The sequence below is a fragment of the Ekhidna sp. genome (genome assembly GCF_965247405.1).
GTDB lineage: Bacteria > Bacteroidota > Bacteroidia > Cytophagales > Cyclobacteriaceae > Ekhidna.
The window spans coordinates 176025-188160 of record NZ_OZ252014.1; the positions used below are offsets into that span (position 1 = coordinate 176025).

At 40.6% G+C, this 12136-nt stretch carries 9 protein-coding genes; 3 read left to right on the forward strand and 6 right to left on the reverse strand.

Annotated elements, in window-relative coordinates; genetic code table 11:
- Window positions 1–36 precede the first annotated feature (36 nt).
- A complete protein-coding gene (locus tag ACP14Y_RS00800; protein WP_424961069.1) occupies window positions 37–1572 on the reverse strand; it encodes an Ig-like domain-containing protein in 1536 nt (511 codons plus the stop codon).
- A 119-nt stretch (window positions 1573–1691) separates the two neighbouring features.
- Here ACP14Y_RS00800 and ACP14Y_RS00805 point away from each other — a divergent pair, with 119 nt between their 5' ends.
- Window positions 1692–2054, forward strand: a complete 363-nt coding sequence (locus ACP14Y_RS00805; protein ID WP_424961070.1) for a DUF5615 family PIN-like protein — start codon at window positions 1692–1694, stop codon at window positions 2052–2054.
- On the opposite strand, the gene ACP14Y_RS00810 is transcribed toward ACP14Y_RS00805, so the two are convergent.
- On the reverse strand, window positions 2051–3973 hold the full coding sequence (locus tag ACP14Y_RS00810) for an OmpA family protein (protein ID WP_424961071.1): 1923 nt from the start codon (window positions 3971–3973) through the stop codon (window positions 2051–2053). The genes ACP14Y_RS00805 and ACP14Y_RS00810 overlap by 4 nt on opposite strands.
- Window positions 3974–4075: 102 nt before the next feature.
- Between ACP14Y_RS00810 and ACP14Y_RS00815 the strand changes: the two genes are divergently transcribed.
- The gene (locus ACP14Y_RS00815) at window positions 4076–4639 is read left to right on the forward strand and encodes a hypothetical protein (RefSeq protein ID WP_424961072.1); all 564 of its coding nucleotides are present in this window, start codon (window positions 4076–4078) and stop codon (window positions 4637–4639) included.
- A gap of 100 nt (window positions 4640–4739) precedes the next feature.
- Window positions 4740–5342, forward strand: coding sequence for a hypothetical protein (locus ACP14Y_RS00820; RefSeq protein WP_424961073.1), 603 nt, complete (start codon window positions 4740–4742; stop codon window positions 5340–5342).
- Window positions 5343–5382: 40 nt separating this feature from the next.
- Here the strand turns inward: ACP14Y_RS00820 and ACP14Y_RS00825 are convergent, their stop codons facing one another.
- The 4 genes from ACP14Y_RS00825 to ACP14Y_RS00840 all read right to left on the reverse strand — a co-directional run bounded on the left by ACP14Y_RS00825 (window position 5383) and on the right by ACP14Y_RS00840 (window position 12136).
- Window positions 5383–8208: a M16 family metallopeptidase gene (locus ACP14Y_RS00825; RefSeq protein ID WP_424961074.1), complete on the reverse strand. Its 2826-nt coding sequence runs from the start codon at window positions 8206–8208 to the stop codon at window positions 5383–5385.
- A 186-nt stretch (window positions 8209–8394) separates the two neighbouring features.
- Entirely contained in the window at window positions 8395–9786 is a 1392-nt protein-coding gene (locus ACP14Y_RS00830; protein ID WP_424961075.1) for a DUF4302 domain-containing protein, read from the reverse strand.
- A complete protein-coding gene (locus ACP14Y_RS00835; protein WP_424961076.1) occupies window positions 9783–10661 on the reverse strand; it encodes a substrate import-associated zinc metallohydrolase lipoprotein in 879 nt (292 codons plus the stop codon). Before ACP14Y_RS00835 ends, ACP14Y_RS00830 begins: the two co-directional genes overlap by 4 nt.
- A 2-nt stretch (window positions 10662–10663) precedes the next feature.
- Window positions 10664–12136, reverse strand: a complete 1473-nt coding sequence (locus tag ACP14Y_RS00840) for a RagB/SusD family nutrient uptake outer membrane protein (protein ID WP_424961077.1) — start codon at window positions 12134–12136, stop codon at window positions 10664–10666.

Below are 12136 nucleotides of genomic sequence, written 5' to 3' on the forward strand. Positions count from 1 at the left end.
GCCCCATTTACGGGGCTTGGGCTCATAGCTTTTTGACTAATTACCTGTGTAGGTTCCTCTCCTTGTCACCAACCATTCATGTTCATATGGAGATGCAGCAATGGTGGCATTGATATCTAAGTCAACACTACTCAGATATGCATCATGAAATTCAGATTTTAACAGAAAACCATTACTGTTGTTGCCCGCCCACTCTACTGACCACATTTGCCCGGTATACCAGTTGGTGGATGAAGGTCTCTGTGCCATTAATATCTTCTCATTATCATCCGGCGCTGCTCCCTCAATAAATAGGCTGTGACCATTATTGTCTACTACTTTGTTTGTGATAGCATATACATCTTTCCCCTGATAGGTCGTTCGCACAAATCTCCAGGACATGGATGTATAATTTGAACCTGAGGACACATTAATGGTATATGTGATTCCTCCATCATGAGTGATATCCAAATTATCTGCAGGGTATCCGTAGTTTCCATCAAATTCATAATAGTAATTCTCAGAAAAAGCTTCCGTAGCAAAAGAAACGGATTCCTCGTCTGGCAAGAAATTGCCATTTGTATCTCTTATTTGGGAAGAGCCATAACCTGCTACATAAAAATTGTGGCCGGTCATTAAGTCATCCAGTTCCCCTGTCGGCTCAAAGGTTACTGTGTTGCCAGAGACCGTAACATTACCGCTCAGCTGACCTGATCTATTGGAGTAAAGTGTGAATGCATCCGCATTAACGAAATTGGGATCCAGTGATTCCGAAAAGGTTATTACGATATTTTCACCTAAATACACACCCGTCTCATCATCATTCGGGGTAATGCTTGTGACTGTTAATGGTGAATTTATCGTTACGAAAGATCCACTTCCTTCACCTGCTTCTATGTCCAGACTGTTTCCAGCCAGATCAGTAATGTCATCAGGAATTAATCCATAGCTGTAAAGCAATTCTCCTCCATCCAATGTTTCAGAAGGTGTAAGAATAATGTCATTTCCACTTGCAGAAATAGTGAAAGGCACATCATTTCCGTAAAGCCCACCACTTAGGTAAATATTATTGTTTGAGCCTTGACTTGGAGTGACAAATGAATTTATATCCAGCGGCTCACTAAAAGTCAGAACTATTTCAGTGTTCACCGAAACCGGTGTACTTGTACCATCTGGTGTCATGGATACCAGAGTTGGTGCAGTAGTGTCATTTTCCTCTGTAGTAAAACTCTTCGTATCCCCATATACAACATCACCTTCCGTAAGGGCAAAGGCTCTTACAAAATAATTGGAATTGTCTGCAAGACCGGTTACGGAGACTGAAAATGATCCGGATGTGCTGGTTGACGGGTAGGCAAGCCCGTTTTCTAAATCAGGATTACCAGCATTGCTTAATACGATACCAGTAGAAATGACACCTTCCCCGTTTACACTCCCTCCGAGGGTTGCACTAGAAGTTGTTATATTGGTCGGCGCACTTGTAGATATCGTTACATTTAATTTATCTCCATCTCCATCCTCTCCACAGCTGATTAACATTGCTATTGTAGAAGCAATCGATGCAAAAAGCATCAATCTAAATTTTCTTTTCATAATATTTGCTTTAAGCGGTTTAGAGGAACCATATCCTCATTACAAGAATCGTAGATTCAAACTGGCTTAACTGTGAAATTTGAATCAAAGACTATCAATTTTGAATCATAACCCGTCAGATGAAATTCGTAGTTGATGAAAATTTGCCTCCAGTTCTTGCTGAAACAATGAGAGCCCTTTCACTCAATGCCATGCATGTAAACGAAATGAAAGCAAGAAAAAAGCAGCGGGTTATTGACGATCAACTCCGACGGTTAGCCATCCAAAAAGGATATGTGATTATCACAAAGGATGATGATTTCGTAAAAAGCTATGTAAGCCGGAAGGTGCCGGACAAGCTGGTGTTCATCCATGGATTAAATGAAAAAAAGCCACTCCTTTCACGAATGAAGGAAGTGGCTCCTCAGCTTAGTTTATTGCTTGAAACACACGATTTTATTGAAGTGAATGATCGTGAGATTCGCTTTCCTTTTTCTGATTAAAACTCCACAATCACAAACTCTGTTCTTCTGTTTTTAGCACGACCCTCTTTGGTGCTATTATCTGCTAGTGGAACACTTTCACCATATCCTTTAGCGATCAACCTTTCTCTCTCCACTCCTGCTAGTACCATATACTCCACAACAGATTGGGCTCTTCGCTGAGATAAGCTTTGATTGGTAGACTCGGCTCCCACATTATCGGTATGACCTCCCACCTCGATCTTCATCGTTCTGTTATTCTTCATCAATGTCACGGCCTTACTTAGTTCCACGTAACTTATTGGTTTCAACTCAGCCTTACCAACCTCGAAGAAGATGTTATTCAATACCACTTTGGTTCCTTTTTTAATTGGTTCCAAAGCAATATCATTAGTAATCTCTGCATATGTTGTGTCCTTTGGTAACTCAAAGCTTTGCGAGTAGAAGAAAAACCCTTCTGCATTGGCAGACACACTGTAATCCCTTCCAGCAGGAAGCACAACCAGGTATTCACCCGTTGCTTCGTTACTCTTATTGGTTGCTATTAACTCACCAGAGTTCAAGTCTTCAATTAAAACCAGTGCGCTGAGCGGCTTTTTATCCTCTGAGTTTGATACGATACCCTGTACAACGATTGTTGGTTTTGGCTTAAGCTCATCTGGTAGCTCTGCTTTGAAAATATCAAAGTTGTTCTCATCAAGTCTGGATGAAGCCAGGTAGGCATTCCCAGATGCTGATATACTGAAATTGGTATCATTTCCTCTGGAGTTGATCGGTTTACCCAAATTCTTCGGTGTGGACCACTTTCCATTTTCAAAAACAGTATAAAACACATCAGCTCCTCCCATTCCCGGGTGCCCGGTTGACGAGAAATAGAGTGTTTTACCATCTGCAGCAAGAAAGGGGCTATTCTCAGTTAGTGGTGTATTGACGATACTCCCCAGATTTTGAGGAATTCCCCACAGACCCAGGTGATTCTTCTCTACCATGTACAAATCTGAATTTCCATAGCCTCCCGGTCTCCTGGATGTAAAAATGATACGATTACCGTCGGCATTGATGGTTGGTTGGCTGTCCCACTCTTCATCGTTCACCACGTTTCCCATATTCTCCGGATTGCTCCAGGTATTCCCATTCAATTGTGTAATGTAGAGGTCACAGCTTCCAATTGCTCCATTTTCATCACACCTTACAAACACCATATTTTGGCCATCCCCAGTAAAGGCCGAACCAAAGTCATTTGCCATGGAGTTGATTGGTTTAGGAAGAAGCTCCGGAGTACTCCATTGACCATTTAAAAGCTTGGAATAGTAAATATCCTCTCCAAAATCAAGCTCTGCACTGTTTTCATCCTTAAAATCAAATCCTCCTTTTCTGACACTTGTAAAGTACAATCGCGTTCCAGTAGGATTTACTGAAGGCATGTAATCACCCGAAATACTGTTGACTGAGGCAATTGGTTCAGGCTCTGAGGTATTTGGCGGCATGGCTCTCAATTCCTGACTGATGTCGATGTAGTTTAACCGATTCATTGCAAGGTGAATAAGCTTTGCTGCTTTTGGGCTCTTAGGAGCACGATCCAGGTATCTTTTTATATAAATACGGGCACCTCTCAAATTATCTAGTTCGATGTAAGATTTTGCGATATCATAGTAAATGCTGGAATTGTAATCCGGATCTACTTTCTCAAGATTTCGATATGCATTGATTGTCTCTTCTGTCCTGTTTAAAAAATCATAGGTCTTACCAAGGTAAAACCAGGCATCTGAATATTGAGGGTTGATCTTTATGGCTTCTTTAAATTTTTCTATAGCGGTTTCATACTTTTGAAACTTGATGGCTTGCATTCCCTGATTGTAAGCATCACGATGTGCCTGAGCGAATGCCAAATAGCCAATAAGAAATAGAATGAGTGAATAGCTGATTCTTCGGTACTGCATGGTTGTTTTAATTGATAATTGGACGAAATTTAGAAAAATAATGATAGAAATAAGATTCTTTCGTTAACCATAAGTAGTTTAAACATTAGAAAAGGTAACCCTATGAAGAAAATATTTGCAATCACCCTGGTAATCTCAATTACATCGCTTTCACAACTGAATGCTCAGGTTGGAGACCCGTTTCCTGAAATGGAAGCCGAGACGCTGACCAATGAGTTTGTAGATCTGCCTAAAGATATCAGTGGTAAATACAGTCTCGTTGGGCTAGCATACTCCAAAAAGGCTGAAGACTACCTAAAAGGATGGTTTGAGCCGGTTTACAATCAATTCATCTATAAAAACCCTAATCCTGGGCCATTTGATTTTAGTTTCGATGTATACACCTACTTCGTTCCTATGTTTACTGGTGCCAAGCGGCCTGCTTACAAGAAGGTGATGAATAAATTAAAGAAAACAATTGATGAAAGGATGCAACCGAATGTGCTGTTTTACAAGGGGACACTAAAAGAGTATAAGGAGGCACTGAACTTTGATGGCAAAGATTTGCCATACTTTTATGTGCTGGATCCTAACGGCAAAATCGTCTACGCCACCTCCGGAAAATATACCCAACGAAAGATGCAGGAAATAACGGACGCTGTGGAAAGTGCGATGGAAATGGAGTAATTCTAATTAATGACCAACTATGAAACATTTTAACCTAATCATAACTTTAACCCTACTTTCCATTGTTACCTGTTCCGCGCAGAGGATAAATTTCGTGAGTATGGGTCAATCTGTAGATGGTGTTCCAGTGATGCTGGAATATACTATTGAAGATGATAACTATAAGATTGAGGGAACCCCATTTTTGTTTGAAACCTGGGAAAAGATTCAGTTTAAGCGAGACAATGGTGCATACTTTGAAGCTCCTTCAGGTAATTATCACCTATATCTAAACGAACTCATTGTCAATTTGGATGGCAAGTATCGTCGTTTACATGAATGTCGTCAAATTGATTGGTTCCAAAGAGATGACCGAAAGTTTATTCGTATAAAAAATGAGGAAAAGGATGGCTGGCAATTTGGGGAGCTACTGGTGGATACAGAAAAGATTCAATTGCTGAAACTATACCATTGTTTCATCCAAAAAGGAAAACCAAATCAAGGGATTATAGAAGCTACACCAGACAAATATGTTCATCATCAAAAGTATGTTGTCCGAAAGGCAGATAATCCAGAAATAGCGACTGAATTAAAGGTTAAAAAAAAAGGTGGTAAGCTGAAGGAGGAGGAAAAATTTCCTGAATTTGTAAAATTCCTCAAGAAATATAAAAGTGAAAACTTAAAGGAAGAGGAAAACCTAAAAAATGTTATAAGTAAGTTTTAAAGCAAAGCTCCAGTTCAATATGAACTGGAGCTTACTTCTCTTACTGAGCAATCGGTTGACCTTTTATATCCAAAATAATCGGATCTCCCATACCCAGCTTCCTTACTTCATCTAATTGAGTTTCACCATCACCAACCACTAAATAAATCATTTCACCTTCATCCATATACTCGGCAATTAATTGTTTATAGTCTTCCAGTGTCATGGCTGTTAGTTCTGCCTGCTCCTTCTCCATAAAATCTGGCGCTTTTCCGAACGTGCTTATTTCATGAAGCATATTAAGCTTGGCTCCCAGACTTTCAAACGCTCGAGTGTTGGCTTTCAGAACTTTGGTTTTTGTTACCTCTACATCTTCCTCTGAAAAGTTAACGCCATAGTTAGCAATCATGTCCTTCATGATCTCCAGTGAAGGAAGTGTTGCATTTGCTCTTACGCTTGTGGTTGCTGTAAAAGGAGCTATGGATGTTCGCTGCGGAATATAGGAATAGGCCCCATAGGTATATCCTTTTTCGATTCGGAGGGTTTGGAAAAGCTGTCCACTGGAACCTCCTCCTAATTTTTCGTTGGCATAAGTCAATTCATTGTAAGCAGGATTTACTCCTGAAATCGCCTGCTTTCCAACATATATAACGGATTGCTTTGCTCCGGAAAAATCGATAAAATAAAGGTTGCCAGCTATTTCGTTTTTCGGTTCAGGGTAAAAAGCAATCTGCACGTCTTTGGACTCCCAATTTAGTTTCTGAAGTTGCTCCATCACCTGATTCTTATTCACATTTCCTGCTACATGGAAACTAGCGATTGCGGGAGAGAAATTTGAACCATAATAATCTTTCAAATCATCAAGTGTAATGCTCTTGACAGTCTCTAGTGTCCCTAAAGTTGAGTAACCTAAAATATGATCCTCACCATACAATAGCTTATTGAAAACAGTTGATGCAATGGCAGTTGGACTTGCCTCCCTTCCTTTCAGTTGAGTAATCCTCGACTGTTTCAATCGGTCGAATTCCTTTTTGTCCCATCGAGGTTCCAGAATTACTTCTTTTACGAGCGCAAAAGTTTCATCAAAATTTCGTGTAAGACATGAAGCCGAAATCGTTATTTCCTCAGCACCTGATCGGACATCAATTGAAGCACCTAGGAGCCCAATAGCCTCTTCAAGTTCTGCAGGCGTCTTAGTTACGGTTCCTTCTGTCATTAAACCTGCTAGCAATGAGGCTGCACCTGCTTTTTCAATTGGATCGTGGTAATGACCTCCTTTCAACGTAACATCAAAATAAACCAATGGCAGTTCAGTATTCTCTATACCAAAAACCATCATGCCATTGTTCAGATTATCACTCCAAACTATTGGTGATTTTAATAGTGGCAACTCACCGAATTCTGGTTCTGAACGATCATACTCCGATGGCGTCTTTTCATATTCAGCAACCTCTCCCCTGGATACATTCTCAGCTGCCACATCAGCCATGATTTCTTCTTCCCATACTTCAGCCTCTTGTGCTCCCTCTACGATCAGGTCTTTTTGACCCGCAGGAACAAAACTTGTCATCACATAATTCTGACCTTTGATGTATTTATTATAAACACGCATCACATCTTCTGCAGTGACAGCCTGTGTCTGTTTGGCTGTTGTTGTAATGTAACTTGGGTCTCCTCCAAATTCATTATCAATCACCAACTGGAATGCTTTGTTTAAGACCGTACTCACTCCCTGATATAGATTTGTTTCCAATTCAGCCTTAATTCGTTGCAGATCTTTTTCATCAATTCCTTTTTCCTCAAATCGAGCTAATCCAGCTTCCACTGCAGCTTTTACACGATCCAAATCTGTGTCAGCATTTGCTCTGATTCTAAAGACAAATTCTCCTGCTACTTCATTTGAATTTTGATAGGTGGAAACGTTCGGTGCTAGTTTCTCTTCCTCTACAATAATCTGATAAAGAGGTGCTTTCTTGCTACCACTCAGTAGCTGTCCAAGCACATTCAGTGCATACATATCCTCGTGGTAATCTTCTACTGTTGGGTATACCATTCTTAGCTCGGGGAGCTTTGCGAAATTATCTTCAAAAAAGAGTGACCAGGTTTCTTCCAGATTAACTGGTTGAGGTTGAGGCTTCTCAACTTCAGGCCCCTTTCTGATTTCACCAAACCATCGTTGTACCTTTTCTTTCGTGGCAGTTGGATCAATATCTCCAGCAATTACCAACGTCGCATTTCCAGCACCATAGTATTGCTCATAAAATTCCTTTACATCTTCCAATGTGGCGGCCTGCAGATCTGGTAACGATCCAATTACGGTCCAACTGTAGGGATGGCCATCCGGATACAGGTTCTTACGAATTACCTCATCCGTGTAGCCATAGGGTGCATTATCGACCCGTTGGCGTTTTTCATTTTTTACCACTTGCTTCTCAGCCTCAAGTGCATCCTCTGTTACAGTATTGATCATGTAGCCAAATCGGTCAGAATCGATCCACAAAATTTTATCAAATGCATCCTTAGGCACTACTTCATAGTAGATGGTGCCATCAGACCAGGTACCACCGTTTCTGCTTCCTCCCCATTCAGGAATCAATTTTCTGTTGGCCCCTCTGGGTACATTTTCAGAATCATTGAATGACATATGTTCAAAGAAATGTGCAAATCCCGTTCTTCCGGGTTTCTCCCGATTAGAACCTACGTGCATCAAAGTAGCCACCGCAACGATCGGATCTGAGTGATCCTCGTGCAAAACAACCTCTAGTCCATTGTCGAGGGTGAATTTCTCATATTCAATTTTAAATTCCTTGCTTTCCATGCTTTCTTTTGTGCTGCATCCTAGCATAGACATTATCGCAATAAATGATAAGATGTTAGTGAGTTTCATGTTTGTTGAATTTCAAATAATAGCCAAAAGGAATGCTCCATTCCTGATTCGTAAACCAAAAGAACATTTCAGTGGTCATTTGGTTTTGAGCATCCAATTTGATGGATTGTATTGAAAATCAAAAATAAGTTGTGATGATCGGTTGAAATAGAAAGAAACCAAATCAATTAAAAGTAGCTTCGTCAGCTAGAATAGAAACCCTTTATGCTTATTGCAGGGATTATAAAATTCAAAGAGACCGTCGATATTTAACAATTCAAGCACGTAAATTTCACCTCCGGTAAATAGTAGATCAGTCAATTGGTCCAACCCATCCAGTTGCTCCTGAGTAGGATTATCCTCCGTAATCAAATCATTTCCATTAAAGGTGATTTGTATGAAGTTTCCACTTTGGGTAAAATCAAATCCCCTTAAAAAGAATTCTGCATTGTTAAATTCATCCAAAACCACAAATCCCACTCCGTTAAATACACTATCAGCTACCTCTACACCATGGTACCATTGAAAAGCAACGACATCAGGAAATACCGCTTCAATTTGATCGGAGATAGAGTTATCATCCTCATCGTAAAGAAAAATATGGTTGATTGAATACACATCATTCGGAGTTACCTTAAAGTTATTAGCCACTTGAAAAAGCGAACTGCTGGCTTCAAAGCTTCCTATATCAGAATTTGATGCACTGAAACTCACAATCGAGTCTTCCTGGTCTACACAATAGCTTTTCAGAGACTTGATTGCTTCTCCGATCGGTAATTCATTAATTTCAAATACATTTCCATTGAGCGTGGCGGTAACAGGCTGATCAAGAATGACTCGTTCATTGCTTAGGCTAAATGTAGTTTCTAAATCTATTTCCTCGATATTTTCATTAGCTATTACTTCACTCGTTTCTGCTCCTTCGGCAATACCTAAAAACTTAACAGCTCTTCTTTCCAGATCAAATACAGTTGATAATAGATAGTCCTGATCTTGAAGATGAAAATTAAAAGTTCCAAAACTACCGATTCCACCTAGGTCTTCTGTTTGAAAACGCCCCTCGCCCAACGTTACTGTTGCCACCGAAGAAATAAGATCACTATCAGATGCTGAAGCGGGAATAAAGGCCAGCTCTGTAACATCATTGGATGGATCAGTCTTGCTGGAGAATATCAAATTTCCATTTTCCTCCCCTTCGAATATAAATTCAAACTCTCCACCAAAGGAAGCTTGCTGTAGTTCAAATAAATAATGAAACACGCCATAGGTCTCCATAATGAGCTCTACACCTTGTGAGCTATCTATTCGATACGCTATCACATGGTCGATAAACGCTCCGTCATTCACCGTCACATCTGATTGAATACGCACCGTCCCATCTTCATTGAAGTTCAACAATATAAGAAAAGTACCCGTTTCAACCGTTGGTCTATAATCTAGTCTCCATCCGCTTTCAGGCTCGGTTAGTTTATCCCTGAGCTCTTGAACTGCGATGCTGACCCGATCTTCGACAGATGGAAGATTGGCACCCTCATCGTTGGCACAACCAGATAAATTCAGAATGAATATAATGATCCCTATGTGACTAATTTTTCTCATAGTCTATTCTGGATGGCCGCTCTTAATTCTTCAAGATCTACACCTGTCACATTTTGGTAGTGATCTATGATGGATGAAAGTTTCTCTGCAATCCTTGATTTTCCTTCATTCCTGCTCACACAATCATCCGTCTCACAGTTTTCCTCAAGTACTGTGAAATTGGTTTCAAATTCAGGATCAAAGAGATAGAATGATACCGTTTCAGCAAAATCCTCATTGGGAGAACTTGTTGCGTAAGGCGATACAAATCCTCTTTGAAGTGCCTCTTCGTCTGACAATACAAACCATGAGCCCGGACCGGTATATCCCTCTGGTGAAATCGTTTCGTATGCGTTCGGCAGTTTGTATCTCTGATGTACTGTATGTGCAAACTCGTGATATACGGTTTGGAGTTGTAGTGTTCTCCAATCTTCATCATCCACATCAATGGCATTGACATTTGTAAAGGTGATCTGGGCTCCAGCATCGGCTGTACCTAAGGTTACTGTCCCGTCATTATTAAATATCAGCCCACCAAGAAATACAATCTCAGCTGGAACATGATCCCTGAAGAAATCATCTCCACCTCCTACATCTTCATAGGGGCCAATCCAAAATTCCTCTATGAAATCCAGCATTGGCCTTACAACCTCCAGTCTAGGTGGTGAGACTCGCTGGCCGGGTTGAACAAAATTATCGACAAACTTATACCGAATGGCCATGCCATACTCCTGCGTGAAATTTTCATCGATATAAACATCAAGATCAGAGGTCAATGCTATCTCCGGATTCTTCACCGGCACATTCAACTCTTCCGATGGATAGCATCCATACAAAACCATCAACACGCAGCTTATCATGGTGACTTTAAATCGGGATGTTGTTTGTTTTTCCATATCTATCTTGGATTTGGTTCAAGACCTCCTACCTCTTGTGCCGAGACAGGAATTTGAAGTACTTTTCTAAGATCCTCAGCATTCAATGATACCGTGGATCCATTTTCCAGATCATGAATAACCGGAATAAAATATCTTTTCAAATCAAACCACCTTAGCCCCTGCATGATGAACTCCTTCCTTCGTTCAAGGAATATGATGTAAGAAAGGATGTTATTGGCATCATCCGTACTATTGTAGAATGTTCGAAGATCCTCTAGTGTCAAGGTCGGTGTTCCTCCACTAAATCGTTTCTCGCTGAGTACCTGCAGATCTGCAATGGATTCATCCAAATTACCCAAAAACGCATTCGCCTCGGCTCTATTCAATAGTACCTCTTCACCAGTGAAGGCTATGTGAATATAATATGGGAAGCCCACTGAGGAGTTTAGACTACTTCGCTCAAACAGGCTTTCATATCGAGCAGGAAACACTGCATTAATTCCCTTAACAAACGCCGGATTTTCTCTTTCGTCTGTCAGGCCACCAAAAACAGATGCTGCAAATAGTGAACTATAAAAATTCGATTCGGGACCATATGCAAAATCCGGACGCTGGAATAGCGATATTTTCCTCATCAGCATCAAGTTAGCTGCTAGTTCCGGTGAGGTGTAAAGTCGAGGATATTCAATTACCGAAGAACTTGCAGCTTGAAATTGTTGGGAAGTCAAGTCTCTAACAAACGCTCCTGGATTTGAGCCGAGCAGCGCATCACTATATTGTTTGCATCGAACAAAATCACGCTTAAACAGGTAAAACCTTGATGCAAACGCCAACGCAGCATTTTTGTTAAAATGATATTTTCCAGAATTACTGTAAAAACTATCATCCACTTTTTGCAGCCCTTCTAAAAGATCGTCCTCTATATCATCATAAACGCGATTGACCGAACGTCTTTCATAGGTTCCCAAAAAGGTTGTTTCAGGTGTTTTTACGTAAGGTATGCCGTCTCCTCCTTCTCCGAAGTGTGGGCCAAATAGATTGACTAACATAAAGTGACCGTATGCTCTGGTTAAAAGAGCTTCCGCTTCAACAGCATCTCTTCTTGCAATATCATCTTCTCCGTTGATTGGCAATTCATCCAAGATGGCTAAGACTTCATTTGCATGAGAAATAGCTGTATATGTTTGAAACCAATAAAAGTCCGGGGTGTCTTGCTCCGTTGGTCCGGTGGTCACATCTTCCCATGCATACATTTGCTGATGGCTCAGTCTTTTGTTTGTGCCCTGCGTGAATTGAACATTGTCTGTCATCCACTCTGTGAAGTTAGGACTGGCAGTCGAATAGGCGTTGACGAGCAGTTGAGAAGCTTTCTCAAGATTGTCCAATGTCACTCTGTTATCGGGATCTTCATCCAGAAAATCATTACATGAACTGAAGAAGATGATCCAGACCATCCACCACCTAAGTAATCCTATGTTTCTGATTGCTTTCAA

Coding starts and splice junctions, on each gene's coding strand:
- ACP14Y_RS00800 (WP_424961069.1), bottom strand. CDS start 1,572: ATGAAAAGAAAATTTAGATTGATGCTTTTTGCATCGATTGCTTCTACA.
- ACP14Y_RS00805 (WP_424961070.1), top strand. CDS start 1,692: ATGAAATTCGTAGTTGATGAAAATTTGCCTCCAGTTCTTGCTGAAACA.
- ACP14Y_RS00810 (WP_424961071.1), bottom strand. CDS start 3,973: ATGCAGTACCGAAGAATCAGCTATTCACTCATTCTATTTCTTATTGGC.
- ACP14Y_RS00815 (WP_424961072.1), top strand. CDS start 4,076: ATGAAGAAAATATTTGCAATCACCCTGGTAATCTCAATTACATCGCTT.
- ACP14Y_RS00820 (WP_424961073.1), top strand. CDS start 4,740: ATGGGTCAATCTGTAGATGGTGTTCCAGTGATGCTGGAATATACTATT.
- ACP14Y_RS00825 (WP_424961074.1), bottom strand. CDS start 8,208: ATGAAACTCACTAACATCTTATCATTTATTGCGATAATGTCTATGCTA.
- ACP14Y_RS00830 (WP_424961075.1), bottom strand. CDS start 9,786: ATGAGAAAAATTAGTCACATAGGGATCATTATATTCATTCTGAATTTA.
- ACP14Y_RS00835 (WP_424961076.1), bottom strand. CDS start 10,661: ATGGAAAAACAAACAACATCCCGATTTAAAGTCACCATGATAAGCTGC.